We start from the raw sequence: 25,359 nt of genomic DNA on the forward strand, positions 1-25,359 counted from the left end.
GCCACCGAACTTTGCCGACAGCACCGTCGTGATCGCCGCCGTCAGCGTCGTCTTCCCATGGTCCACGTGACCAATCGTGCCAACGTTCACGTGCGGCTTGGTCCGCTCGAATTTGCCTTTTGCCATTTTTCGCGCTCCTAGCGGTCGAGATTGACAGTGCTGAAAACAGTACCGAGAAAACTGGTGCCCATGGCGCGGATCGAACGCGCGACCTCTCCCTTACCAAGGGAGTGCTCTACCACTGAGCCACATGGGCAGGTCTCTTGTGCCTCGTCGACACAGGGCTGACAACCTCTGGCAGTCAAGCCTCTGACGACACCTCTCTTGCAACGACGTTCTGGAGCGGGAGACGGGAATCGAACCCGCGTCATTAGCTTGGAAGGCTAGGGTTCTACCATTGAACTACTCCCGCCCGGGAGCCCCACCCGCCCCGGCCAAACCCCTCATCGAGGCCTGCACCGGAACGGTCTTGCAACGTCTAGCAACTACAAAAATATGTTTCGCCGTGGTGGAGGAGGCTGGATTCGAACCAGCGTAGGCGTAAGCCAACAGATTTACAGTCTGCCCCCTTTAGCCACTCGGGCACCCCTCCGCGGCGAACTCGGGACTATACATCGAGTTGAGGCCTCTGACAAACCAACGCCGCAAAAAACGGCCTCGCGACGGTCACCCGGGGCCGGGATAATCGCGCCCGCCCCAGCATTTTCGCGGGTGACACGGAGGAGAGACCCCATGAAGAAGATCATCCTGGCCGCCGCGGTGCTCGCGCTGTCGGCCTCGGCCCAGGCGCAATCCGACACCGGCGGCCCCGGCGTGCAGCTGCGCCCGTTCGTCGGCCTCGGCCTGACCTGGGGCGGCGACAAGCTCGATTCGGTCGAGTTCGAGGACGGCTACAGCACGACGATCCGCGCCGGCGGCCTGATCGACGTGAAGGCCGGCGTCGACGTGCATTTCGACAGCCCGTTCTCGGCGCAGATCAGCGTCGGCTACCACTTCCAGACGGTCCGCGGCGAGACGCGCCACGGCGACGATGGCCGCAAGACCTTCGACCGCTACCCGGTCGAGGTGCTGGGCCACTGGGACCTGAACGATCAATGGCGCATCGGCGGCGGGCTGCGCTGGTCGCAGAACGCGAAGTTCTCGTCCAGCGGCGCGCTCGACGTCGGCAATGTCGAATTCGACTCGTCGACCGGCGCCGTGATCGAAGGCGAGTACTTCATGACGCGCGCGATCGCGCTGAAGCTGCGCGCGGTGCACGAGAAGTTCACGCTAAAGGGCTACTCGACCGCGCCGGAATACGACGGCAGCCACGTCGGCTTCTACGTCAGCTACTACTTCAACTGAGGCCGGGCCGCTGGAGCCTCACCGGCTCCAGTCGATCGGGTCGCCGTGCGCCTGCAGGTGCCGCTGCGCGGCACCGAAGTGCCCGTTGCCGATGAAGGGCACCGGCGGGCGGCGCGCCGACAGCGGCGACGGATGGTTCGACGCCAGCACCAGCGCATCGGGTCCGCCGGTGTCGCGGATCAAGGCAGCGAACTGCTGCGCATGCGCGCCCCACAGCAGGTAGACGCAGGGCCGCCGCCGCCCCGCGACAGCCGCGACGATGCGCTCGGTCAGCGGCTCCCAGCCATGGCGGGCGTGGCTCGCCGGCGAAGCCTGCTCGACGGTCAGCGTCGTGTTCAGCAGCAGCACGCCCTGGGCGGCCCAGCCGGACAGGTCGCCGGTCGCCGGTGCCACCCCGAGGTCGCGCACCAGTTCCTTGAAGATGTTGCGCAGGCTCGGCGGCAGCGCGACACCGGCCGGCACCGAGAACGCGAGTCCGTGCGCCTGCCCCGGGCCGTGGTACGGGTCCTGCCCGAGGATCAGCACGCGCACATCGGGCAGCGACGTCAATTCGAGCGCGCGCAGCGGCTCGGGCGGGTAGACCACCGCCCCCTCGGCCACCCGCCGGTCGACGAACTCGACCAGGCCCTGCCCCGCGGCCGAGGCGCGCCACGGCAGCAGCACCTCGCGCCAGCCGGCCGGCGCGGCATCGAGCACCTGCGCCAGCGGCGTCGTCAGCGACGCCGAACTCACCGGAACAGCTCGGCCAGCGCCACGCCCGGATCCGGCGCCCGCATGAAGGCCTCGCCGACCAGGAAGGCATGCACGTTCGCGTCGCGCATGCGCTGCACGTCGGCACGCGCGAGGATGCCGCTCTCGGTCACCAGCAGCCGGTCGCCGGGCACCTGCTTCAGCAAGCCGATCGTGGTGTCGAGCGTGACCTCGAAGGTCCGCAGGTTGCGGTTGTTGATGCCGACCAGCGGCGTCTTCAGGCGCAGCGCACGGTCCAGCTCCGCGCCGTCATGCACCTCGACCAGCACCGCCATGCCGAGCGCCAGCGCCTGGGCTTCGAGGTCGGCCATCTGCGCGTCGTCGAGGCTGGCGGCGATCAGCAGGATGCAGTCGGCTCCCATCGCGCGGGCCTCGAACACCTGGTAGCTGTCGACCATGAAGTCCTTGCGCAGCACCGGCAACGCGCAGGCCGCGCGGGCCGCCTGCAGGTACTCGACCGAGCCCTGGAAGAAGGGCCGGTCGGTCAGCACGCTGAGGCAGGCCGCGCCGTGCTTCTGGTAGCTCGCGGCGATCTCGGCCGGCACGAAGTGCTCGCGCAGCACGCCCTTGCTCGGGCTCGCCTTCTTGACCTCGGCGATCACCGCGGCCGAGCCGGCGGCGATCTTGTCGCGCAAGGCCTTCGTGAAGTCGCGCAGCCCGCCCAGCGATTCGGCGTCGCGCCGCACCGAGGCTTCGTCGCGCAGCTTGCGGGCCGCCGCGATCTCGTCGCGCTTGACCGCGTTGATCTTGTTCAGGATGTCGCTCATGCCGTCTTGAACTGGTTGGTCACCGCGACGAACTGGCTCAGCTTGGCCAGCGCCTTGCCCGAGGCCACCGCCTCGCGCGCCATCCGCACGCCCTCGCTGACCGACGACGCGACGTTCGCGCAGTACAGCGCCGCGCCGGCGTTCAGCAGCACGATGTCGCGCACCGGCCCGTCTTCGTTGGCGAACGCACGCTGGATGCACTGCACCGACTCGGCCTTGTCGGCGACCTTCAGCACGCGGGTGTCGTAGACCGGCATGCCGAAGTCGCTCGGGTGCACGACGTACTCGCGCACCTCGCCGTTCTTCAGCTCGCCGACCAGCGTCTCGCCCGACAGCGAGATCTCGTCCATGCCGTTCATGCCGTAGACCACCATCACGTGCTCCGAGCCGAGGCGCTGCAGCACGCGCACCTGGATGCCGACCAGGTCGGCGTGGAACACGCCCATCAGCTGGTTCGGGGCGCCGGCGGGGTTGGTCAGCGGACCGAGGATGTTGAAGATCGTGCGCACGCCGAGCTCCTTGCGCACCGGCCCGGCATGCTTCATCGACGCATGGTGGTTGGGCGCGAACATGAAGCCGATGCCGCTTTCCTGCAGGCATTGAGCCACCTGCGCGGCATTCAGGTTGACGTTGGCGCCGAAGGCCTCCAGCACGTCGGCGCTGCCGGAACTGGACGACACGCTGCGCCCGCCGTGCTTCGCGATCCGCGCGCCCGCCGCGGCCGCGACGAACATCGCCGCGGTCGAGATGTTGAAGGTGTGCGCCGCGTCGCCGCCGGTGCCGCACAGGTCGACCAGGTGGGTCGTGTCGGCCACCACCACCGGCGTCGCGAACTCGCGCATCACCTGCGCGGCGGCGGCGATCTCGCCGATGGTTTCCTTCTTGACGCGCAGTCCCATCGACAGCGCGGCGATCATCACCGGCGACATCTCGCCGCTCATGATGCGGCGCATCAGCGTCAGCATCTCGTCGTGGAAGATCTCGCGGTGGTCGATGACGCGGGCCAGGGCTTCGGTGTTGCTGATGGACATGGTTCGACTCGTCAAGGCCTCAGGAAGACATGTGCTCGCGCACCGCGGCGATCGCGCGGTCGACGCCGGCGGCGTCGACATCGAGGTGGGTCACGAAGCGCAGCCGGTACAGGCCGGTGGCCAGCACGCCGCGCGACTTCAGGTGGTCGATCAGGCCGGCGGCCTTCGGGCCCTGCACGTCGACGAACACGATGTTGGTCTGCGGCGGCTCGACCGTCACGCCGGGCACGTCGGCCAGGCCGGCGGCCAGCCGCTGCGCGAGCGCATGGTCATCCGCCAGGCGCTCGACGTGGTGGTCGAGCGCGTGCAGCACCGCGGCGGCCAGCACGCCGGACTGGCGCATGCCGCCGCCGAGCATCTTGCGCCAGCGGTGCGCGCCGTGGATGAAGGCCTTCGAGCCGACCAGCGCCGAGCCGACCGGCGCGCCCAGGCCCTTCGAGAAGCAGACCGACACGCTGTCGAAATGCGCCGCGATCTCGCGCGCGGCGATGCCCTGCTTCACCGCGGCGTTGAAGAGCCGCGCACCATCGAGGTGGGTCGCGAGGCCGCGCCGGCGCGCGAGGCCGGTCGCCTCGGCCAGGTAGGCCTGCGGCAGCACCTTGCCGCCGAGCGTGTTCTCGAGGCACAGCAGGCGCGAACGCGCGAAGTGCGCATCGTCGGGCTTGATCGCGGCGTCGATGTCGGCGAGCGCCAGCGTGCCGTCGGGCTGGTGCTCCAGCGGCTGCGGCTGCACGCTGCCGAGCACCGCGGCACCGCCGCCTTCCCAGCGATAGGTGTGGGCCATCTGGCCGACGATGTATTCGTCGCCGCGGCCGCAGTGGGTCATCATGCCGACCAGGTTGCTCTGCGTGCCGGTCGGCACGAACAGCGCGGCCTCCTTGCCGAGCAGCGCGGCGATGCGCTCCTGCAGCGCGTTGACGGTCGGGTCGTCGCCGAAGACGTCGTCGCCGACCTCGGCCTTCGCCATCGCCTCCCGCATGGCCGCTGTCGGCCGGGTGATGGTGTCGCTGCGCAGATCGACCACGTTCATGCGCGCAACTCCAGGAAGTTCTTCAGCATCGCGTGCCCGTGTTCGGTGAGGATGGATTCGGGGTGGAACTGCACGCCTTCGAGCGGCGTCTTCGTGCCGGCCAGCGCGGTGTGGCGCACGCCCATGATCTCGTCGTCCTGCGAGGTCGACGTGATCTCCAGCTCGGCCGGCAGCGTGTCGCGCTCGATCACCAGCGAGTGGTAGCGGATCACGGTGAACTGCTGCGGCAGTTCGGTGTAGACACCGCGCTTGTCGGTGGTGATGACGTCGGTCTTGCCGTGCATCTGCGTCTTCGCGCGGATGATGTGGCCGCCCAGCGCGGCGCCGATCGCCTGGTGGCCGAGGCACACGCCGAGGATCGGCATCTTGCCGGTGAACTCGCGGATCGCGTCGACGCAGATGCCGGCCTCAGCCGGCGAGCACGGCCCGGGCGACAGCACCAGCTGGTCGGGCTTCAGTTCGCGGATGCCGTCGAGCGTGATCTCGTCGTTGCGGAACACCCGCACGTCCTCGCCGAGCTCGGCGAAGTACTGCACCAGGTTGAAGGTGAAGGAGTCGTAGTTGTCGATCATCAGCAGCATGTGCTCAGGCCTCTGGAATCAGTGGGTTCGGGGCGGGTGCCGGCCGACGGCGGTGGATCGCGTGGGCACAGGCAGGGGCGCGGCGGAAGACTGCGGCGCCCGCGCGGGCGCGCCATGAGGTGGGTTCAGGTCGTTGGCTTGCGCCAACGCCAACCGCGGAGCGTCGCTGTGAATGAACGCGTGGAGACCATGGGGCCGCATTATGGCTGCGCAATGGGGATCGGGGAAGCCGGCGGGCTATCATGCCGCCCACGTTGGTGCTCGCCGCGGCCGTCCGGCTGCGGCAGTGAAACGGGAATCAGGAAGACGAGCCCTGTCGGGGCGGATCCAACCTGAGCTGCCCCCGCAACGGTAAGCGGACGCCCTCCCCGGAGAGCGCTCCCGTGCGAATCACCCACTGTCGGCCCCGTGCCGATGGGAAGGGTGCACGGAAGATGTCCGCCAGCCCGGAGACCGGCCAACCCAGTGGGTGCGCGCCCGCGGCAACGCAGCGCATGCCTGTTCACGAAACCCTGCGGGGAAGCAGGGCGACGGCCGGTCTGTTGCGAGTTGTCCATTCGATGGAAGTCCCCGAGCTGCGCCCCGTGCGCTGCCCTGCCCTGCTGGTGTCCGCGCCCGCGTCGGGCCAGGGCAAGACCAGCGTCACCGCCGCGCTGGCGCGCCTGCACGCCCGGCGCGGCCGCCGCGTGCGGGTCTTCAAGGCCGGCCCCGATTTCCTCGACCCGATGATCCTCGCCCGCGCCAGCGGCGCGCCGGTGCAGCAGCTCGACCTGTGGATGGGCGGCGAGGCGCACTGCCGCGCGCTGCTGCACGAGGCCGCGCAGCAGGCCGACCTGGTCCTCGTCGAAGGCGTGATGGGGCTGCACGACGGCACGCCGTCGACCGCCGAGCTCGCGCTGCGCTTCGGCCTGCCGGTGCTGACGGTGATCGACGGCAGCGCGATGGCGCAGACCTTCGGCGCGATCGCGCTCGGCCTCGCCAGCTACCGCGACGGCCTGTCGATGGCCGGCGTGCTGGCCAACCGCGTCGCCGGCGACAGCCACGCGAGCCTGCTGCGCGAAAGCCTGCCCGCGTCGCTGCGCTGGTGGGGTGCGCTGCCGCGCGACGAGCAGATCGCGCTGCCGGAACGCCACCTCGGCCTGGTGCAGGCGAGCGAACTCGACGACCTCGACGCCCGCCTCGACCGCGCCGCCGATGCGCTCGGCCCCGATGCCGGCGAACTGCCGCCTGCGGTCAGCTTCGAACCCGGCAGTGCGGCGCCCATCGAACCGCTGCTGCACGGCGTGCGCATCGCCATCGCGCGCGACACCGCGTTCTCGTTCCTCTACACCGCCAACCTCGCGCTGCTGCAGGCGATGGGCGCCAACCTCGCGTTCTTCTCGCCGCTGCACGACACCGCGCCGCCGCCGTGCGACGCGATCTGGCTGCCCGGCGGCTACCCCGAACTGCACCTCGATGCGCTGGCCGCCAACCGCTTCATGCACCAGGCGCTGCGCGACCACCATGCGGCCGGCACGCCGATGCTGGCGGAATGCGGCGGGCTGTTGCTGCTGCTGCAGGCGCTGACCGACGTGCAGGGCCGCCGCGCCGCGATGGCCGGGCTGCTGCCGGGCCATGCGGCGATGCAGACACGGCTGGCCAGCATCGGCCTGCACGAGGCCGCGCTGCCCGAAGGCACGCTGCGCGGCCACAGCTTCCACTACTCGCGGCTCGAATCGCCGCTGACGCCGCTGTGCACCACGCAGCCGATGCGTGCCGGCCGGCGCGGCGAGGCGGTGTACCGCAGCGGCCGGCTGACGGCCTCGTACTTCCACGCCTACTTCCCGTCCAACCCGCAGGCCGTCGCACGCCTGTTCACGCGATGAGCGCCATGAACACGACATCCGGCCGCGTCTGGTTCGTCGGTGCCGGCCCCGGCGACCCCGAGCTGATCACCGTCAAGGGCCGCGGGCTGATCGAGCGCGCCGGCGCGATCCTGTTCGCCGGCTCGCTGGTCAACGAGGCGGCCACCCGCTGGGCGCCGCCCGGCTGCGTGGTCGCCGACAGCAAGGACATGACGCACGAGCAGATGGTCGCGTGGCTGACGGCGCAGGCCGCGCGCTGCGACACCGTCGTGCGGCTGCAGACCGGCGACCCGGCGCTGTACGGCACGCTGATCGAGCTGGTGCAGCCGCTCGACGCGGCCGGCATCCCGATCGCGGTGGTGCCCGGCGTGTCGTCGGCGATGGCATCGGCCGCCGCGGCGGTCGAGAGCTTCACGCTGCCCGAGGTCACGCAGACGGTGATCTTCACAAGGGTCGAAGGCCGCACGCCGATGCCGCCCGGCGAATCGCTGGCCGAGCTGGCGGCGCACCGCTGCACGTTGTGCATCTTCCTGTCGATCACGCTGCTGCACAGGATCGAAGCCGGGCTGCGCGAAGCCGGCTGGGCCGAAGACGCGCCGATGCTGGTGGTGCACAAGGCCAGCTGGCCCGGCGAAGAACGCATCGTGCGGGGCACGCTGGCCACCATCAAGCAGCAATGCCGGGAGGCCGGCATCGTCAGCCAGGCGATGGTCATCGCGAGCCCGGCGCTGGGCGCGCGCGGCTGGCCCGAGCTCACGAAGTCGAAGCTGTACGACGCCGCATTCACCCACCGGTTCAGACGAGGGACGACCACGACATGAACGACACCATCCTGCTGGTCGGCCACGGCTCGCGCGAGAAGAGCGGCAACGACGAGATCGAGCGCTTCACGCAGCTGTGGCGCGCCCGCCATCCGCAGTGGCGCACCGAGCTGTGCTTCATCGAGTTCGCCGAGATCGAGGTGGAAGAAGGCCTGGACCGCGCCGCGACGGGCGCCGAACGCGTGATCGTCGTGCCGCTGATCCTGAACGCCGCCGGCCACGTCAACGTCGAGATCCCGTCGCACATCGCGCGCGCCCGGCAGCGCCATGCCGGCGTGCGCTTCGACTACGCGCCGCACCTGGGTGTCTGCGAGCCGGTGCTGGACGTGCTGCGCCGCCAGCTGAAGCAGTGCATGCACGCGCTCGACATGCCCGACCCGACCGGCACCGGCGTCGTGCTGCTCGGCCGCGGCTCGTCGAACCGCGAGGCCAACGGCGAGATGGCGCGGATGGCGCGCTGGCTGTTCGAGGACGGCGACCACGAGCTGGTCGACCTCGCCTTCACCGGCATCGCGTGGCCGCGGCTCGAGCGCGTGGTGCAACGCCAGGTGCAGCTGGGCATGCGGCAGGTGATCGTGCTGCCCTACTACCTGTTCACCGGCACGCTGATCCAGCGCATCGGCCGACAGGTCGAGCACCTGCGCGCCCAGTACCCGCAGGTGCGCTTCGCAAGCGGCACGCATTTCGGCTTCGAGCCGGAGATCGCGCAGCTGCTGGCCGGCCGCGTCGACGCGCTGATGCACGGCGCGCTGGCCGCGGTGCCCGTGAGCGAGGAAGCCGCGCAGTGGGAGGCCCATCACCACGGTCACGATCACGCGCACCACGCTGCACACGAGCACGCGCACGAACACGCGCATCCCCACGACCACGCCCACGCCCATGACCACGCCGAACACGGTCACTGAACAGCTCACCCGCGCCGGCCGCGCGATCGAGCACGACAGCTTCGCGGTGATCGACCGCGAGGTCGGTCCGCACGCCTACCCGCCGCACCAGTGGCCGATCGTGCGCCGCATGATCCACGCGAACGCCGACTTCGACTTCAACGGGCTGACCGCCTTCCACCCGCGCGCGGTGACGGCCGGCATCCACGCGATCCTGTCGGGCCGTTCGCGCGTGGTCGCCGATGTCGAGATGATCTGTGTCGGCCTGTCGGCACCGCGCCTCGCGCACTTCGGCATGCGCACGCACCAGTTCATCGCCGATGCGGACGTGATCGCGCAGGCCAAGGCCGACGACACGACGCGCGCGGTGCAGGCGATGCGCAAGGCGCACCGGCTCGGGCTGCTCGACGGCGCGATCGTCGGCATCGGCAACGCACCGACCGCGCTGATCGAGCTGGTGCGGCTGATCCATGAAGAAGGCGCGCGCCCGGCGCTGGTCGTCGGCATGCCGGTCGGTTTCGTGTCGGCGGCCGAGTCGAAGGAGCTGATGTCGCAGGTCGACGAGGTGCCATGGATCGTGATCCGCGGCCGCAAGGGCGGCTCGACGCTCGTCGTCGCGGCCATCCACGCGCTGCTCAGCCTCGCGGAGGCCACCCCGTCATGATGGAGAAGACCGTCAAGCGCGGCACCCGCACCGGTTTCACGACCGGTGCGTGTTCGGCTGCGGCCGCGCGCGCGGCGGTCCTGGGGCTGCTGGACGGCACGGTGCCGCCGACGGTCGAGGCGCTGCTGCCGAACGGCCAGCGGGTGCGCTTCGACGTCAACGACGGCCTGTGCGACGGCCGCAGTGCGCATGCGATGGTGATCAAGGACGCCGGCGACGACCCCGACTGCACCGACAAGGCGCACCTGACCGCCGACGTGCTGCGCCTGCCCGGCGCGGCCGGCGAGGTGGTGCTGCTCGGCGGCTTCGGCGTCGGCACCGTGACGATGGCCGGGCTCGGCCTCGCGGTCGGCGGGCCGGCGATCAACCCGGTGCCGCGCCGCAACATCGAGGACAACGTGCGCGAGGTCGGCACCGCGCTGCTCGCGAGCGACGGCCTGCAGGTCACGATCTCGGTGCCGCAGGGCCTCGAGATGGCGAAGAAGACGCTGAATGCGCGGCTCGGCATCCTCGGCGGCATCTCGATCCTCGGCACCACCGGCATCGTGAAGCCCTACAGCACGGCCGCCTACCGCGCGAGCGTGGTGCAGGGCGTCGAGGTCGCGGCCACCACCGGCAGCGACACCGTCGTGCTGACCACCGGCGGGCGGACCGAGAAGTTCGCGATGGCCGAACTGCCCGGCCTGCCCGAGCCCTGCTTCGTGCAGATGGGTGACTTCCTCCGCTATGCGCTCGACACCGCGGTGAAGGCGAAGCTGAAGCGCGTCGTGATCGGCGGCATGGTCGGCAAGCTGACCAAGATCGCGCAGGGCGAAACCATCACGCACGCAAACCGGGCCGAGGTCGACACCGACCTGCTGGCCGCGATCGCCGCCAGCATCGGCGCACCGCCCGACGAATGCGCGGCCATCGCCGCGGCCGAGACCGCGCGCTTCGCGGCCGAGCGCATGGCGGTACTGGGGCTGATCGATGCCTTCCACACCGCGCTGGCGCGCCAGGTGGTCAGCACGGTGATGGGTCGCTACCCGAACCGCTTCCGGCTCGACGTGCTGGTCTGCGATTTCGACGGCAAGAAACTCGCTGAGGCGACTTCACATGAATGATTCGACAGACGCTTCCCACCTGCGCCCGCCGCGCTGCCGCATCGTCGGCGTGCTCGACGACGGTGCCGCGAGCCTGGGCGCGCCGGCCCTGCAGGCACTGGCCGAGGCCGACCTGGTGATCGGCGCGAAGCGCACGCTGGCGCTGCTCGAATCGCGCATCCAGCCCGAGGCCGAGCGCCGCGCGATCGGCGGCCTGGCGGCTGTGGCCGAAGACATCCGCCAGGCGCAGGCCGCCGGCAGGCGCTGCGTGGTGCTGGCCACCGGCGACCCGCTGTGCCACGGCATCGCCGGCTACCTCGGCATGCAGCTGTGCCTGGACGCGATCGAGGTGCTGCCCAACCTGTCGACCATCCAGCTCGCCTGCGCGCGCGTCGGGTTGGTCTGGCAGGACCTGAAGATCGAGAGCATCCACGCGAAGGACGCCGGCGAATGGCCCGGCCCCGGCGCCGAGCCGTCGCATGGGCTGTACGCGCTGGCGCAATCGCTGCGCCGCCATGCGCGGCTCGCGGTGCTGACCAGCCCCGATAACACGCCCGACCGCATCGCGCGGATGATGCTGGCCGAGGGCCTGGCCGACGACTTCCAGATCGCGGTCGCCGAGCGGCTGCTGCAGCCCGACGAGCGCATCGTCACCGGGGTGTCGATCGCCGACGCGGCACAGGCCCGCTTCGCCGACCCGAACGTCGTGCTGCTGTGGCGCCAGTCGGCGCTGGCCCGGCCGGTGCGCTTCGGCCTGCCGGACGCGAGCTACGAGCAGCGCCATCCCGACAAGGGGCTGATCACCAAGCTGGAGGTGCGCGCCGTCTCGCTGGCGCGCATGCAGTTGCGCGAAGACAGCATCGTCTGGGACATCGGCGCCGGTTCGGGCGCGGTCGGCCTGGAGGCGGCGCGGCTGTGCCCGGCCGGCCACGTGTACGCGATCGAGAAGAACGACGACGACGTCGCGATCGCCGGCCGCAACCGCGCGGCGCTGGGCGTTGGCAACCACACGCTGGTGCAGGGCAAGGCGCCGCAGGGGCTGGACGGCTGGGCCGATCCGGATGCGGTGTTCATCGGCGGATCGGGCGGCGAACTGGCCGAGCTGATCGCGCTGTGCCTGCGCCGGCTGCGCCCGGGCGGCCAGCTGGTGATGAACTTCGTGACGATCGAGAACCTGGGCACGGCCACCAGCACGCTCGCCGGACTCGGCGCGGAGTGGGACGTCGTGATGCTGCAGGCCTCGCGCAGCAAGCCGATCCTGCACATGCACCGGATGGCGGCCGAGAACCCGGTGTGGATCGTCTGCGCGCGAAAGGCGGCCCCATGACGTTCGGTCGATTGATCGGCGTGAGCCTGGGTCCGGGCGATCCGGGATTGATCACGCGCGCCGCCTGGGCCCAGCTGGAGCGCCGCGACACCGTGTGGACCTACCCGACGCGCAGCACGAAGACGCCGAGCTACGCGTTCGACATCGTCACGCGCAGCGAACTCGCGCCACCGGCCGAGCACCTGCCGCTGCTGTTCCCGATGACGCACGACGAGGAGAAGCTGCTGCGCAGCTGGCACCGCGCCGCCGACACCGTGCTGCCGATGCTGCAGGCCGGCCGCGACGTGCTGTTCCTGGTCGAGGGCGACTCCAGCACCTATGCGACCTTCGGCCACCTGGCGCGCACCGTGAAGGCGCGCGACGAGCGCATCGCGGTCGACACCCTCGCCGGTGTGAATGCCTTCAATGCCGCCGCGGCGACGCTCGGCCGCCCGCTCGGCGAGCAGGACGACACCATCGCGGTGGTGCCCGCGGCCTATGGCGTCAGCGCGCTCGACCGCCTGCTGCCGGAGTTCGACACGCTGGTGCTGATGAAGGTCAAGCCGCTGATCGAGGACCTCCTCGACTGGCTGCAGCAGCGCGCGCTGCTGGACGGCGCGACCTTCATCGAACGCTGCGGCGCGCCCGACGAACGCGTGCTGCGCGGCGCCGAGATGCTGTCGCTGCGCGGCCAGAAGGTCAGCTACCTGTCGCTGATGCTGGTGCACAGCCCATTGCGCATCCGCGGCGAGCGCATCCGCGGATGCCTGAAGAAACGTAGCCCGGATGCCAATCCGGGATCGGCCGCCGCCATCAACCCAGACGACCCGGATTGACATCCGGGCTACGCATGAACACCACACCTCGCATTGCCATCGTTGCCATCACGAAGCACGGCGCCACGCAGGCCGCGCAACTGGCTGCGCAACTGCCGCACGCGCACATCGTCTGCGCCGAGAAATTCGCCGCCACCTTCGCCGGCCTCGCGAACCCACTGCGCGCCTACACCGCCGCGCTGCGCGACGAGATCGGCCCGCTGTTCGCGGCCTACGACCAGCTGATCTTCTTCGTGTCGCTCGGCGCCGTCGTGCGGCTGATCGCGCCGCACCTGAAATCGAAGGACGAGGACCCCGGCATCACCGTCGTCGACGATGCCGGCCAGTTCGTGATCCCGGTGCTGTCGGGCCACGTCGGCGGTGCCAATGCCTGCGCGGAGCAGGTGGCCGCACTGCTCGGCGCGACGCCGGTGCTGACCACCGCCTCCGACGTCGGCAAGACCATCCCGGTCGACATCCTCGGGCGCGAACTCGGCTGGAAGGTCGAGGCGCCGAAGCTCAACATCACCCGCGTCTCGGCCCACGTGGTCAACGGCGAGCCGATCGCCTTCGTGCAGGAAGCCGGCAGCCCGCACTGGTGGACGCGGCCGACCCCGCTGCCGGCCAGCATCCACCGCTTCGAGCGCTTCGAGGACGTCGACCTGGCGCGCTTCAAGGCGGTGCTGTGGGTCACACGGCGCGCGATCGACGATGCGCTGTGGCAGCAGCTGAACGAGCGCCTGGTCGTCTATCGCCCGCCGGTCGACGAGGTGGCCGCATGAGGGTCGCGCTCGGGCTCGGCTGCGACCGCGGCACGCCGGTCGAGACGCTGTCGCGCGCGGTCGGCGAGGCGCTGGCGCTGGCCGGCGCGGCACTCGCCGATGTCGCGGCGGTGGCCAGCATCACGCTGAAGGCCGACGAGCGCGGGCTGCTCGACCTGGCGTCGCTGCGCGGCTGGTCGCTGCACTTCTACGACGCCAGCGAACTGGCCGAGGTGCCGGTGCCGAATCCGTCGGAGACGGTGCGGCGCTACACCGGCACGCCATCGGTCAGCGAGGCGGCCGCGCTGCTGGCCGCCGGTGCGGCGCCGGCCAGTTCGCTGCTGGTCGAGAAACACATCCTGCGTGGCGACGACGGTCGCCACGCCACCGTCTCGGTCGCCCGCTGCCGCTGACTCCCATTTCGCTGTCATCACGTCAACCCAAGGAAAACCCATGAACCCGCAAACCCTGCAACCTTCGATCGCCCTGCCCGTCGCCGCCTCGCGCGGCGTGATTCGCCAGCTGGCGTCCGCCGCGCTGCTCGGCATGGTCGTGCTGTACGGCGTCGCGTTCGCCGAGAGCCCGCTCGCGCACAACGCGGCGCACGACGTGCGCCATGCCACCGGCCGTCCGTGCCACTGACCGGGAGCCGATGATGCTGTTCCGACGCCTGGTGTGGTGTGCGCTGCTCGTCGCCTTGGCGGTGGGCAGCCTGCAATGGATCGTGCAACGCTGGCAGGCGGTGCCGATCATCCTCGCGGCCGAGGCGTTCGAGGTGCAGAAGGCGCCCGTGCAGGCCGCCCTCGACGACCATCCCCACGCGCCCGAGGAAGCCGGCCATGCGCACCACCACGACGTCGACTGGACGCCGGCCGACGGCATCGAGCGCAGCGCCTGGACCTGGGTCGCCAACCTGCTGAATGGGTTCGCGCTCGCGCTGCTGGTGTTCGCGGCGATGGGCGCATGGGCGTGGAAGCGCGGGCTGTCGGCAGGCACGTGGCAGATCGCCGCGGCGGTCGCCGCGACCGGCTGGCTGAGCCTGCACCTGTGGCCTTCGCTCGGGCTGCCGGCCGAGGTGCCGGGCATGGAAGCCGCCGACCTGCGGCTGCGCCAGCTGTGGTGGCTGCTCGCGGCCGGCAGTGCGCTGTCGGCCTGCGCGCTGGTCGCGTTCGGCCGCAAGCCGTGGCGCTGGGCGGCTGCCGCGGCGTGGCTCGCGCTGCCGTTCGTGATCGGCGCACCGCAACTGATCGGCGACCCGCTCGGCGCGTTCGGCGGCGAGGCGCACCAGCGGCTGCAGGTGCTGGGCCGCGACTTCGTGCTGGCGACGCATGTGTCGGCGTCCGTGTTCTGGTTGTCGATGGGCGTCGTCGCCGCGCCGGTGTTCAAGCGGTGGCTCGCGCCCTTGCTCGATCACCCGTCCAGCGCTGCGGCACTGCCGACCAGGAGCCTGGCATGAGCGGCAAGATCACGCTGGTCGGCATCGGCCCCGGCGCCGTCGAGCACATGACGCAGCGCGCCCGCGAGGCGATCGCCGAGGCCGATGTCGTCGTCGGCTACGTCACCTACATCAAGCTGGTCGCCGACCTGCTCGACGGCAAGGAGGTCGTGCGCAAGGGCATGACCGAGGAGCTCGACCGGGCCGTCAGCGCGCTCGATGCGGCGCGCGCCGGCAAGAAGGTCGCGCTGATCTCGTCGGGCGATGCCGGCGTCTACGGCATGGCCGGGCCGACCTACGAGGTGCTGTTCCAGGCCGGCTGGACACCGGCCGACGAGGTGCAGGTCGAGGTGGTGCCCGGCGCATCGGCGATCAACGCCTGCGCCGCCCGCGTCGGTGCGCCGCTGACGCACGACTTCTGCTCGATCTCGCTGAGCGACCTGCTGACGCCGTGGCCGGTGATCGCGCGCCGGCTCGATGCGGCCGCGCAGGCCGACTTCGTCGTCGCGCTCTACAACCCGAAGAGCGGCCGCCGCACGCGGCAGATCGTCGAGGCGCAGCGGCTGTTCCTGCGGCACCGCCGGCCCGACACGCCGGTGGCCGTCGTCAAGAGCGCCTACCGGCGCCGCGAGCGCATCGAATTCACCACGCTCGACACGATGGCCGACAGCGAGATCGGCATGCTGAGCACGGTGCTGATCGGCAACAGCCACACCTTCGTGCGCGACGGGCTGATGGTCACGCCGCGCGGCTATGCGAACAAGTACGACATCGAGCAGGGCGGCGAGACGCGCGACGGCGAACGCGCCGGCCGCTCGCTGAGCACCGGCCTGCTGGGCTGGCTCGACACGCTGCAGGCGCAGCTCGCCGCGGGCCACACCGTGGCCGACCTGGCGCGGCTGCACGGGCTGCCGGCCGACTACTTGGCGGCCACGCTGGCCGAGCCGGTCGAGCAGGCTGCCACCGACACGACGACGAACGACGAGGGAGAGGGCTGAGACCCGCGCGGGGGCGAACGATGGCCCCCGCGCGGCGACGAGTCTTTCAACGATGCAACAGCGCAAGCGGCCCCCCGCCCTGGCCGCCACGGCCCTGGCGATGAACTTCTTCACCCCTGTCCCGGCCGCGGCCGCGGAGCTGGCCGCTGCGCTGCCCGGCGTGACCATCGTCGGCCGCGGCCAGGACCTGATCGGCGTCGCCGATTCGGCCACCGAAGGCAAGGTCAGCGCGCAGCAGCTCGCGAACCGGCCGCTGCTGCGCCCGGCCGAGGTGCTGGAGACGGTGCCCGGCATGACCGTCACGCAGCACAGCGGCGACGGCAAGGCCAACCAGTATTTCCTGCGCGGCTTCAACCTCGACCACGGCAGCGACTTCGCGAGCTTCGTCAACGGCATGCCGGTCAACATGGCGAGCCATGCGCACGGCCAGGGCTACATGGACCTCAACTTCCTGATCCCCGAGCTGATCGGCGCGATGCGCTACCGCAAGGGCGTCTACGCGGCAGAAGACGGCGACTTCGCGACCACTGGCTCGGCGCGCATCGAGTACCAGCGCGTGCTGCCGGCACCGATGGTCGACCTGAGCGTCGGCGCGCACGACTTCCGCCGCGTGCTGGCTGCCGGCAGCCGACGGCTCGGCACCGAACAGGACAGCGGCCCGACGCTGCTGGCCGCCTTCGAGGCCGCGACCAACGACGGCCCCTGGCAGCAGCCCGAGCGGCTGCGCAAGGTCAATGGCGTGCTGCGGCTGTCGGAAGGCACCGCGCGCGACGGCTATGCGCTGACCGCGATGGCCTACCACGCACAGTGGACCGCCACCGAGCACGTGCCCGAGCGCGCGATCGCGTCCGGCGAGATCGACCGCTACGGCGAGCTGGTGCCCGGCGACGGCGGGCGCACGCACCGCCACAGCCTGTCCGGCGACTGGGCCGGCAGCGATGGCAGCACGCGCACGCAGGCCAGCGCCTATGTGATCGACTACGGCCTGAATCTGTTCTCCAACCCGTCCGGCTACATCAACGGCCCGCAGGGCGACCAGCACGAGCAGGCCGACGAGCGCACCGTCTGGGGCGGCCAGGTGGCGCGCCACTGGGCGATCGCGCCGGCCGATTGCGAGACCGAGCTGACGCTGGGCGCGCAATTGCGCCACGACCGCATCGGCACGCTGGGTCTCTACGACACGGTGAACCGCGAGCGGACCGGCACGCTGCGCGAAGACCGCGTGCGCGAGACGCTGCTCGGCCTCTACACCGAGGCCCGCACGCAATGGCAGCCGTGGCTGCGCAGCGACCTGGGCCTGCGCGTGGACACGGTGCGCGCGAACGTGACGCCGACCGGCGGCGACGACAACGTCCAGAACGGCGGCAGCGCGCGCGCCCATCAGGTCAGCCCAAAACTCGGGCTGGCCTTCGGGCCGTTCGGCGACACGATGCGCACCGAGCTGTATGCGAACTGGGGCCGCGGCTTCCACAGCAACGACGTGCGCGGCGTGACCGCCGCCGTCGCCCCGGTGCCGGCGCTGGTGCGCGCGACCGGCCGCGAGATCGGCCTGCGCGCGGTACCGCTCCCGGGCTGGAACACCAGCTTGTCGCTGTGGCAGGTGAAGCTCGCCTCCGAACTGGTGTTCGTCGGCGATGCCGGCGTGACCGAGCCCAAGGGCGCGTCGAAGCGCACCGGCGTCGAGTGGTCGAACGACTGGCAGCTCAACCGCTGGCTGCTGCTCGATGCCGACGTGGCATGGTCGCGGGCGCGCTTCGAGCAGGAAGAGGAACCCGACAGCGGTACCCACGTGCCGAACGCGATCCCGCGCTCGGCCTCGTTCGCGCTGGCGGCCGACGACCACGGCGCGTGGTTCGGCGGGCTGCGCTGGCGCTACATCGGCAGCTACGCACTGGAAGAGACCGGCACGCAGCGCTCGGCGTCGCTGTGGACCGCGAACCTGAAGGCCGGCTGGCGCGCCAGCGCGTCACTGCAGTTCACGCTGGACGTGCTGAACCTGTTCGACCGCGAGGCCTACGACATCGAGTACTGGGGTGCCGCCTGCTCGAAGACCGATGGCCTGGCATGCAACGGTGGCGCCGGCATCGACGGGCGGCTGGTGCACCCGATGGAGCCGCGCACGCTGCGCGTCTCGATGCGGGCCACGTTCTGACGATGGGTCGCGCGTCGACGGATTCGGCACTGTTCGGGCAGGGCTTCGACAGGCTCAGCCCGAACGGGGTTGGGTCGTGCGATTTATTTTCCGAACACAAGTCAACGCCTCCTCGCGGCAGGCGGTGGCAGGCGCCGGAGCCGATCTTCTTCGTGGAGTCGGCCCGCCAGGGCCGACCGCCCCAGCATGAGCCCTCGGCGCCTGCCACCGCCTGCCCGCGACGCGCCACAGCACGCAACACACCGATCCAGGAGAGTTCCCGATGACCGACGAAGTGATCAAGCCGAAGATCGGCGAGTACCGCCGCCACCTGCTGATCTGCACCGGCCCGCGCTGCACGCAGCAGGGCGAATCGCAGGCGCTGTTCGACAGCCTCGGCGACAAGTTCAAGGCCGCCGGCCTGCACGAGGGTGAGTTGCGCGTGAAGCGCAGCCGCGTCAGCTGCTTCGCCGCCTGCAAGGGCGGCCCGGTGATGTGCGTGCAGCCCGACGGCACCTGGTACTACGACGTGACACCGGCCAACATGGACCGCATCATCGAGCAGCACCTGGTGGGTGGAAAACCGGTCGAAGACCTGGTGTTCCACCAGGGCCCGACCGGCTGATTCAGAAGCCTTCTTCCACCAGCTCGGCCGCGCGGATCAGCGCGCGCGCCTTGGCCTCGGTTTCCTTCCATTCGAGCTCGGGCACCGAATCGGCCACCACGCCGGCCGCCGCCTGCACGTACAGCGTGTTGTCCTTGACGATGCCGGTGCGGATCGCGATCGCGACGTCCATGTCGCCGGCGAAGCTGAGGTAGCCGCAGGCGCCGCCGTAGATGCCGCGCTTGACCGGTTCGAGCTCGTCGATGATCTCCATCGCCCGCACCTTCGGCGCGCCGGTCAGCGTGCCGGCCGGGAACGTGGCGCGCAGCACGTCGAGGCTGGTCATGCCGTCCTTCAGCAGGCCCTCGACGTTGCTGACGATGTGCATCACGTGCGAGTAGCGCTCGACCGTGAAGGCCTCGGTGACCTTCACGGTGCCGGTCTTCGCGATGCGACCGATGTCGTTGCGCGCCAGGTCGATCAGCATCACGTGCTCGGCGCGCTCCTTCGGGTCGGCGCTCAGCTCGGCCTCGAGCGCCTTGTCCTGTGCCGGCGTCGCGCCGCGCGGACGGGTGCCGGCCAGCGGGCGGATCGTGACCTTCTCGCCCTCGGGCGTGGTCTCCTGGCGCACCAGGATCTCGGGCGACGCGCCGACGATCTGGAAATCGCCCATGTCGTAGAAGTACATGTACGGCGACGGGTTCAGCGAACGCAGCGCGCGGTACAGGCTCAGCGGCGATTCGGTGTAGCGCTTCTTCAGCCGCTGGCCGACCTGCACCTGCATCATGTCGCCGGCCGCGATGTACTCCTTGGCCTTCAGCACCGCGGCGAGGTAGTCGTCTTTCGCGAACTCGCGCTCCACCGCGTGCGAGGTGCCGCGGCGCACTGGCGGGGCGGTGACGCTGTACTTCAGCTTGTCGCCCAGTTCTGCCAGGCGCCGCTTGGCCTTGAAGAAGGCCTCCGGCTGGCCGGGGTCGGCGTAGACGATCAGGTAGAGCCGGCCCGACAGGTTGTCGATGACCGCCAGTTCCTCGCATTGCAGCAGCAGGATGTCGGGCGTGTCGAGCCCGCCGGGCAATTCGGTCTTCGCGAGCTTGGGCTCGATGAAGCGCACCGCGTCGTAGCCGAAATAGCCGGCCAGCCCACCGCAGAAGCGCGGCAGCCCGGGGCGCAGCGCGACCTTGAAGCGCTTCTGGTAGGCGGCGATGAAGTCGAGCGGGTTGCCGTCGTGCGTCTCGACGACCTGGCCGTCGGTGACGACCTCGGTGCGAAAGCCGGTGGCGCGCAACTGCGTGCGCGCCGGCAGCCCGATGAACGAATAGCGGCCGAAGCGTTCGCCGCCGACCACCGATTCGAGCAGGAAGCTGTGCTTGCCGCTGCCGGTGCCATAGGCGAGCTTCAGGTAGAGCGACAGCGGGGTTTCGAGGTCGGCAAACGCTTCGGCGATCAGCGGGATGCGGTTGAAGCCCTGCGCGGCGAGGCTCTTGAATTCAAGTTCGGTGATCACGTTCGAGGGCCCTCCACGGCCCGGCGCGGCGCCCGGGGGGCCGGCCTGGTGACTGCATTCTTCGGGGTGGCGCGCGGCGCGCGCAGTGTGCGGCGAGCGCGGCGGCCGATGGAGCCGGAGGGCGGGGACTGGAAGCAGCCCGGGGCCCACGGCAAGCAAACCTTGCGTGGATCAGGCCCGCCAGGGCCAGGCTCCCCGGTCGTTCGACCCTTTGGTTTGCTTGCGTGCGATGAACATGGAAAAAGTGTAGCAGGCTTGACATTCCATCCCGGGAAGCGATCGGTCGTCCGTGAAATCATGAATGGACCGGCGCTTGTCACTGTCAGACACTCTCGCGTTGCCTGGAGGGCTCCATACTGGGGCTTCGGGCCCTGATCACAACGAGATGGAGACTGCCGTGATTCGTCGAATCTTCCTGCTGGCCGCGACGGCCACTGCCTTCGCGGCACCGCTTGCGGCGCAAGCCCAGACCCAGCCCCCGGCCGTCGAACTGGCCGGCGTGCGCTACGAGCCCACCGTGCAGGTGGCCAACACGAAGCTGGTGCTGAACGGCGCCGGCATCCGCTACAAGGCGATCTTCAAGGTCTACACCGCCGGCCTGTACCTGACTGCGAAGGCGACGACGCCCGAAGCGGTGCTCGCGACGCCGGGCCCGCGCCGCATGCACATCACGATGCTGCGCGACATCGACGCGAACGAACTCGGCAAGCTCTTCACCCGCGGCATGGAACAGAACACGACGCGCGACGACTTCATGAAGTCGATCAGCGGCACGCTGAAACTCAGCGAGGTGTTCTCGGCGAAGAAGAAGCTGGTGGCTGGCGATTCGTTCTACGTCGACTGGCTGCCGGGCCAGGGCACGGTGATCGTCGTCAACGGCAAGCCGGCCAACGACCCGATCAAGGAACCCGAGTTCTATTCGTCGCTGCTGAAGATCTGGCTGGGCCATTCGCCCGCCGATTCGACGCTGAAGGACGCGCTGCTGGGCAAGACCGCCACCGGCAATGGCGCCGGTGCCGGGAACAATTGACCCCTCGGTCGACGGGTACGTCGACCGATCCCCCGAGGGGATGCGGGCCGGCTTGGGGCGGCCCGGCGCTCGGCCCTAGGCTTCGATCCGCAGTTGATCCAGGCGGTCGATGAAGCCATCGGCGTCGACCTCCCGCACCGGCTCGCCGTGGTTGTAGCCGTAGGTCACCAGGATCACCGGGCAGCCCGCCGCGCGGGCCGCCTGTGCGTCGTTGGCCGAGTCGCCGACCATCAGCACCTGTGACGGCGGCACGCCGAGCGCCCTGCACGATTCGAGCAGCGGCAGCGGGTGCGGCTTCTTCTGCGCGAACGCATCGCCGCCGAACACGTGACGGAAGAAGCCGGCCAGCTGCTTCTTCTCGAGCAGCGCCTGCGCGAAGGCCGTCGGCTTGTTCGTCAGGCAGGCCAGCGGCACGCCGGCGCGCTGCAGGCGCAGCAGCCCGTCGACCACGCCGGGGAACACCTCGGCCTGCTCGCCGTTGACGCGCCGGTAGTGCCGCTGGTAGCTGGCCCAGGCCTCTTCGTAGCGGTCGTCCGCGCCGTCCACTTCCATCAGCGTGCAGCGGATCAGGTGCTCCGAGCCCTTGCCGACCGTGTGGGCGATGAAGTCGCGACCGATCGGCGGCAAGGCGAGCTCACCGAGCATCGCGTTCAGCGCAACGACGAAGTCGCCGAGCGTGTCGACCATCGTGCCGTCGAGGTCGATCAGCGCGGCGCGCCAGGCCGGGTGGTTCGAGTGGAGGGAGTTCACCAGCCGTTCACTCCTGCGCGGCACTCATTCGCGTGAGAACCTCGGGCAGCACGCCGTACGCTCGCGCAGAAGCCAGGTGGTCAATGTAGTCCCGGGACTCCACGATCAGGCCGTCGACCACGCGGACGACGAAGATGCAACGCGTACTCAACGGCCGTTGATCGATGCGGCCCTCGTAGCGGAACTCGGCAATGACAAGGTCCGGATCGGCCGTCGTGTGCAGCGTCCAGTCAGCAACGCTGGACGAGACCGACACGCCCGCTTGCGGCAGCTTTGCAAAATGCGCTCGCAGGGCTTCTCGACCGACGGTCGCCGAGCCTGCATGCTCCGGATGAAAGGGATGGGTGACGTGGGCGTCGACGGCGTACAAGTTCGCCAGATCGTCGATCTGAGTCGCGTCACCATTCCTGAGTCGGGTGACGCGGTCAACGAGTTCTCTGACGGTCTCACTGGCGGTGCGTGTCAATTGGAGGTCCCGTTGGGTGCGTGCGACAGACTCGCGTGACTATGCTTCATGGCGGCCCCCCACCCCCGAACGACACCCGCAGCCCGATCCAGCCGGCCCGCGGCGCGCCCGGCGCAACGAATTGCTCGTGCTTCCAGTCCGCCGGCGCCTGCACCGCGCCGTTCGCATCGAACGCATTGGTGCCGAGCAATCCGCCGGTTGAATACTTGCGATCGAACACGTTCGACAGCTTGCCGAACAGCTCCCAGCCCGGCCGGAAGGTCCAGCCGGCCGTCAGGTCGAGCACCGCGAAGCCGGCGGTGCGGCCGCTGCCCAAGAAGTCGATGCCGTCCGGCTGCTGGGCGTTGTTCTCGTTGCCGCGCACGTACTGCTTCGATTGCGCGCGAAGCTGCCCGCCGACGCGCCAGCCCGGCGTGGCCTGCAGGTCCAGGCTGAGCTTCAGCGTGTGGCTCGGCAGGCCGGGCAGGCGGTTGCCCTTGCGCACCTCGATCTCGTCGTCGCCGGTGCAGTCGGCGCTGGTCTCGGCGCTGCTGTTGGCTTCGGAGACCAGGCAGGCCGACGAATCGAAGGTGGCGCGCAGCCAGCTGTACGACAGTGCCCAGCTCAGCGCGCCGGCCTGCTGCGAGAGGCCGAGCTCCAGTCCCTGGCGCACGGTCCGCCCGACGTTGCTGAAGTAGCCGGCCGACAGCCCGTTGCTGATGAACAGCAGGTCGTCCTGGTTGACGGTGCGGAACACCGACGCATTCCAGCGCAGCCCCTGTGCCAGCGTGCCGCGCACGCCGGCCTCCAGCGTGCGCGACACCACCTGCTTCAGCGGCGGATCCGACTGCAGCGCATTCGGCAGCACGCAGGCGTTGGCCGGGTCCGAGCAGCCGAGCTCGATCGGGCTCGGCGCGCGGTTGCCCTGGCTCCAGCTGCCATAGGCGGTGAAGCCTGGCGTCACCTGCCAGGTCGCACCGATCGCCGGGTTGAACTTGCGGTAGCGGTCCGCCGCATCGAGGTTGGTCGACAGGCCGAGGTCGGCACGACCTTCGTCGACGGTGCCGACGCGGGTGTCGTTGTAGCGGCCCGAGACGGTGAGCTGCAGGTTCGGCCGCAACGCGAACAGGTCGCTGAAGTAGGCGCTGCTCGTGCGGCTGCGGCCAGAGATCTGCGCGTTGACCTCGGCGTCTTCGGTCGGGATCACCGCGCGGCTTGCATCGAGCTCGCCCTCGGCCTCGCTCTGCATGAAATGGTGGCGCGAGCGGTCGTGCGACAACCCGAAGGTCAGGCGGTGCGGCCGGGCATTCCAGGTCGCCTGCACCGCCAGGCCTTCGCTGTCGGTGCGCGTGCGGGTGCGGTTCTCGACACCGGTTTCCTCGACGGCGGGCGGGTCGTAGTCGTCGTTCAGGTCGCCGTTCAGCGTCGATGCGCGGTTGCGGCGCGCATACGCCGTCGCGGCCATCTCCCACTGCGGGGCCAGCTTGGCCGTGGTGTTGAAGGTCAACAGCGTCGCCTCGTTGTCGGTCAGGTCGGGCCGGGTGTAGACCTGCTCGCGGCGCTGCGCCAGCATCGATTCGGGCAGGCCGCCGTTGCCGACCAGCTGGTTGTCGGCATGGCCGAGGCTCAGGTCCCACGAGAAGCTGCTGCTGCGCTGCCCGCCCTTGACGAACAGCTGCCGCACCCGCGACGGCGACTCATCGCGCCAGCCGTCTTCATTGAGCGCACCGAAGGCCATGAACAGGTGGCCCGTCTCGCCGAGCTTGCGGCCGTGCGTCAGCTCGGTGCTGATGCGGCCGAACGAGCCGCCCTCGACCTCGACCTCGGTGCCGGGGTGGGTGTCGCCGCTCTTGGTCTGCAGCGACAGCGCGCCGCCCAGCGTGTTCAGCCCGAACAGCGGGTTCGAGCCCGGCAGCAGCGTGATGCTGGCCAGCGCGGCGCGCGGCAGCAGGTCCCAGTTGACGACATCGCCGAAGGGCTCGTTGACGCGTACGCCGTCGAGGAACACCGACAGGCCCTGCGGTGTGCCGAGCAGCGGGCTGGCGGTGAAGCCGCGGTAGTTGACGTCCATCTGGTACGGGTTGCCCTGCAGCTCGTTGACGTTGACGCTGGGCAGCTGCGTTCGCATGAACTCCGGCAGGTTCAGGCTCTGCAACTGGCGCAGCCGCCGGTCGGTGGCGGTCTGCACGTTGGACGGGATCTGGTCCTTCGGCACGCCGGTGCCGGGCACCGGCGTGGTCAGCACGATCTCGACCTCCGGCAGCTCGACGACCGGCGGCGAAGGGTCGCCGGCCGGAGCTGATTGCGCGTGGACGGCGGGCACGAACGCCACGAGCGCCAGCAGCGATGCATTCGCAAGCGGGTGGTGTTGTCGGCTGGGCCGACGGGAATACTGCATGTCTGGTCTCCGGTGGTTTGTCCTTGTCTCGGAGTTGCGGGAGTCGTCTGGGGGTGGTGGTGATGCCACGCTAACAAGCGGGCTGCGCAGGGCACAGGGAAATATTCCCGGCCGCGCTGCTCGTTAACACCAGGGGCCGCCTGTCCCGTGGGACTGGTGTTGACGCGGGCGCCGTGCTGCGGATAGATTGCAGCCACTTCAGCGCCTCACGGGGCGCAGCCTCAGCGGCATGCTCACCACACGGTCGGCACAGCCCGTCAGCGCAAGTCCTTTGCGCCCGACATCCACGATGTTCCAGCGCTTGCGGTGCAACTGACTCGAGTCAGTGCACGGCGAGGTTCATGGCGTGCGCCCGGCTGGCGCGCGTGTATTCAGTCTGCG

General features: G+C 70.0%; 26 protein-coding genes, 3 tRNA genes and 1 riboswitch. Of the genes, 16 read left to right on the top strand and 13 right to left on the bottom strand.

The genetic code is table 11. From position 1 onward, the window contains the following. From ASC98_RS07835 to ASC98_RS07850, 4 genes are all read right to left on the bottom strand, one after another. Window positions 1-126, bottom strand: a 126-nt coding sequence (locus ASC98_RS07835) for a GTP-binding protein (protein ID WP_235581207.1), incomplete at its 3' end; no start/stop codon positions are given. A gap of 55 nt (window positions 127-181) precedes the next feature. Beyond that, window positions 182-256, bottom strand: a tRNA-Thr gene (locus ASC98_RS07840). Between the two features lie 82 nt (window positions 257-338). Continuing rightward, a tRNA-Gly gene (locus ASC98_RS07845) sits at window positions 339-412 on the bottom strand. 94 nt (window positions 413-506) lie between these two features. Continuing rightward, a tRNA-Tyr gene (locus ASC98_RS07850) sits at window positions 507-592 on the bottom strand. Window positions 593-732: 140 nt separating this feature from the next. Between ASC98_RS07850 and ASC98_RS07855 the strand changes: the two genes are divergently transcribed. Then, window positions 733-1,344, top strand: a complete 612-nt coding sequence (locus tag ASC98_RS07855) for an outer membrane beta-barrel protein (RefSeq protein WP_056806688.1) — start codon at window positions 733-735, stop codon at window positions 1,342-1,344. 18 nt (window positions 1,345-1,362) lie between these two features. Here ASC98_RS07855 and ASC98_RS07860 read toward each other — a convergent pair whose 3' ends face one another. Genes ASC98_RS07860 through ASC98_RS07880 form a run of 5 tightly spaced genes read right to left on the bottom strand, consistent with a single transcriptional unit; the run spans window position 1,363 to window position 5,503 of the window. Beyond that, window positions 1,363-2,076 (bottom strand): uracil-DNA glycosylase, encoded by a 714-nt coding sequence (locus ASC98_RS07860; protein WP_056806691.1) that lies wholly within the window; start codon window positions 2,074-2,076, stop codon window positions 1,363-1,365. Next, on the bottom strand, window positions 2,073-2,861 hold the full coding sequence (trpC, locus tag ASC98_RS07865) for an indole-3-glycerol phosphate synthase TrpC (RefSeq protein ID WP_056806693.1): 789 nt from the start codon (window positions 2,859-2,861) through the stop codon (window positions 2,073-2,075). Before trpC ends, ASC98_RS07860 begins: the two co-directional genes overlap by 4 nt. Then, window positions 2,858-3,892 carry an anthranilate phosphoribosyltransferase gene (trpD, locus tag ASC98_RS07870; protein WP_056806697.1) on the bottom strand — a complete coding sequence of 345 codons (1,035 nt, stop codon included), beginning with the start codon at window positions 3,890-3,892 and terminating at the stop codon, window positions 2,858-2,860. Before trpD ends, trpC begins: the two co-directional genes overlap by 4 nt. Before the next feature lie 19 nt (window positions 3,893-3,911). After that, window positions 3,912-4,922 (bottom strand): low-specificity L-threonine aldolase, encoded by a 1,011-nt coding sequence (ltaE, locus tag ASC98_RS07875; RefSeq protein WP_056806699.1) that lies wholly within the window; start codon window positions 4,920-4,922, stop codon window positions 3,912-3,914. After that, the gene (locus ASC98_RS07880) at window positions 4,919-5,503 is read right to left on the bottom strand and encodes an aminodeoxychorismate/anthranilate synthase component II (protein WP_056806702.1); all 585 of its coding nucleotides are present in this window, start codon (window positions 5,501-5,503) and stop codon (window positions 4,919-4,921) included. The genes ltaE and ASC98_RS07880 overlap by 4 nt, the downstream gene beginning before the upstream one ends. Window positions 5,504-5,741: 238 nt before the next feature. After that, window positions 5,742-5,980: riboswitch (cobalamin riboswitch) on the top strand. An 83-nt stretch (window positions 5,981-6,063) separates the two neighbouring features. Between ASC98_RS07880 and ASC98_RS07885 the strand changes: the two genes are divergently transcribed. The 14 genes from ASC98_RS07885 to ASC98_RS07950 all read left to right on the top strand — a co-directional run bounded on the left by ASC98_RS07885 (window position 6,064) and on the right by ASC98_RS07950 (window position 18,869). After that, a complete protein-coding gene (locus tag ASC98_RS07885; protein ID WP_056806705.1) occupies window positions 6,064-7,368 on the top strand; it encodes a cobyrinate a,c-diamide synthase in 1,305 nt (434 codons plus the stop codon). A gap of 5 nt (window positions 7,369-7,373) precedes the next feature. After that, entirely contained in the window at window positions 7,374-8,168 is a 795-nt protein-coding gene (gene cobM, locus ASC98_RS07890) for a precorrin-4 C(11)-methyltransferase (protein WP_082541876.1), read from the top strand. Beyond that, the gene (locus ASC98_RS07895; protein ID WP_056806711.1) at window positions 8,165-9,073 is read left to right on the top strand and encodes a sirohydrochlorin chelatase; all 909 of its coding nucleotides are present in this window, start codon (window positions 8,165-8,167) and stop codon (window positions 9,071-9,073) included. The genes cobM and ASC98_RS07895 overlap by 4 nt, the downstream gene beginning before the upstream one ends. After that, window positions 9,048-9,716, top strand: coding sequence for a precorrin-8X methylmutase (locus ASC98_RS07900; protein WP_056806714.1), 669 nt, complete (start codon window positions 9,048-9,050; stop codon window positions 9,714-9,716). Before ASC98_RS07895 ends, ASC98_RS07900 begins: the two co-directional genes overlap by 26 nt. Beyond that, complete coding sequence (locus ASC98_RS07905; protein WP_056806718.1) at window positions 9,713-10,819, top strand: cobalt-precorrin-5B (C(1))-methyltransferase; 1,107 nt, start codon at window positions 9,713-9,715, stop codon at window positions 10,817-10,819. The genes ASC98_RS07900 and ASC98_RS07905 overlap by 4 nt, the downstream gene beginning before the upstream one ends. Next, window positions 10,812-12,125 (top strand): bifunctional cobalt-precorrin-7 (C(5))-methyltransferase/cobalt-precorrin-6B (C(15))-methyltransferase, encoded by a 1,314-nt coding sequence (locus ASC98_RS07910; RefSeq protein ID WP_056806720.1) that lies wholly within the window; start codon window positions 10,812-10,814, stop codon window positions 12,123-12,125. The genes ASC98_RS07905 and ASC98_RS07910 overlap by 8 nt, the downstream gene beginning before the upstream one ends. Then, the gene (gene cobI / locus ASC98_RS07915; protein ID WP_056806723.1) at window positions 12,122-12,940 is read left to right on the top strand and encodes a precorrin-2 C(20)-methyltransferase; all 819 of its coding nucleotides are present in this window, start codon (window positions 12,122-12,124) and stop codon (window positions 12,938-12,940) included. The genes ASC98_RS07910 and cobI overlap by 4 nt, the downstream gene beginning before the upstream one ends. A 14-nt stretch (window positions 12,941-12,954) precedes the next feature. Beyond that, window positions 12,955-13,701, top strand: a complete 747-nt coding sequence (locus ASC98_RS07920) for a cobalamin biosynthesis central domain-containing protein (RefSeq protein ID WP_056806727.1) — start codon at window positions 12,955-12,957, stop codon at window positions 13,699-13,701. Then, window positions 13,698-14,093, top strand: a complete 396-nt coding sequence (locus ASC98_RS07925) for a cobalamin biosynthesis protein (protein ID WP_056806730.1) — start codon at window positions 13,698-13,700, stop codon at window positions 14,091-14,093. Before ASC98_RS07920 ends, ASC98_RS07925 begins: the two co-directional genes overlap by 4 nt. Before the next feature lie 40 nt (window positions 14,094-14,133). Next, on the top strand, window positions 14,134-14,322 hold the full coding sequence (locus ASC98_RS07930) for a CbtB domain-containing protein (protein ID WP_056806734.1): 189 nt from the start codon (window positions 14,134-14,136) through the stop codon (window positions 14,320-14,322). A 13-nt stretch (window positions 14,323-14,335) separates the two neighbouring features. After that, window positions 14,336-15,136 carry a CbtA family protein gene (locus ASC98_RS07935; protein WP_056806962.1) on the top strand — a complete coding sequence of 267 codons (801 nt, stop codon included), beginning with the start codon at window positions 14,336-14,338 and terminating at the stop codon, window positions 15,134-15,136. After that, on the top strand, window positions 15,133-16,113 hold the full coding sequence (gene cobJ, locus ASC98_RS07940) for a precorrin-3B C(17)-methyltransferase (protein WP_082541875.1): 981 nt from the start codon (window positions 15,133-15,135) through the stop codon (window positions 16,111-16,113). Before ASC98_RS07935 ends, cobJ begins: the two co-directional genes overlap by 4 nt. Window positions 16,114-16,165: 52 nt before the next feature. Continuing rightward, window positions 16,166-18,265 carry a TonB-dependent receptor gene (locus ASC98_RS07945; RefSeq protein ID WP_082541874.1) on the top strand — a complete coding sequence of 700 codons (2,100 nt, stop codon included), beginning with the start codon at window positions 16,166-16,168 and terminating at the stop codon, window positions 18,263-18,265. 262 nt (window positions 18,266-18,527) lie between these two features. Continuing rightward, on the top strand, window positions 18,528-18,869 hold the full coding sequence (locus ASC98_RS07950; RefSeq protein WP_056806737.1) for a ferredoxin: 342 nt from the start codon (window positions 18,528-18,530) through the stop codon (window positions 18,867-18,869). A gap of 1 nt (window position 18,870) precedes the next feature. Here the strand turns inward: ASC98_RS07950 and trpE are convergent, their stop codons facing one another. Continuing rightward, the gene (trpE, locus tag ASC98_RS07955; protein WP_056806740.1) at window positions 18,871-20,355 is read right to left on the bottom strand and encodes an anthranilate synthase component I; all 1,485 of its coding nucleotides are present in this window, start codon (window positions 20,353-20,355) and stop codon (window positions 18,871-18,873) included. A 397-nt stretch (window positions 20,356-20,752) separates the two neighbouring features. Here trpE and ASC98_RS07960 point away from each other — a divergent pair, with 397 nt between their 5' ends. Further along, window positions 20,753-21,385, top strand: a complete 633-nt coding sequence (locus ASC98_RS07960; protein WP_235581202.1) for a chalcone isomerase family protein — start codon at window positions 20,753-20,755, stop codon at window positions 21,383-21,385. Window positions 21,386-21,460: 75 nt separating this feature from the next. Here the strand turns inward: ASC98_RS07960 and gph are convergent, their stop codons facing one another. From gph to ASC98_RS07980, 3 genes are read right to left on the bottom strand one after another with little or no spacing between them, the layout of a single operon-like run. Then, the gene (gene gph / locus ASC98_RS07965; protein WP_056806745.1) at window positions 21,461-22,135 is read right to left on the bottom strand and encodes a phosphoglycolate phosphatase; all 675 of its coding nucleotides are present in this window, start codon (window positions 22,133-22,135) and stop codon (window positions 21,461-21,463) included. Between the two features lie 7 nt (window positions 22,136-22,142). Beyond that, the gene (locus ASC98_RS29365) at window positions 22,143-22,601 is read right to left on the bottom strand and encodes a nuclear transport factor 2 family protein (protein WP_082541873.1); all 459 of its coding nucleotides are present in this window, start codon (window positions 22,599-22,601) and stop codon (window positions 22,143-22,145) included. A 46-nt stretch (window positions 22,602-22,647) separates the two neighbouring features. Then, a complete protein-coding gene (locus ASC98_RS07980; RefSeq protein ID WP_056806749.1) occupies window positions 22,648-24,978 on the bottom strand; it encodes a TonB-dependent receptor in 2,331 nt (776 codons plus the stop codon). Between the last annotated feature and the right edge of the window lie 381 nt (window positions 24,979-25,359).

The sequence above is a fragment of the Rhizobacter sp. Root1238 genome (genome assembly GCF_001425825.1).
In the GTDB taxonomy this organism is placed as follows: Bacteria; Pseudomonadota; Gammaproteobacteria; order Burkholderiales; family Burkholderiaceae_C; genus Rhizobacter.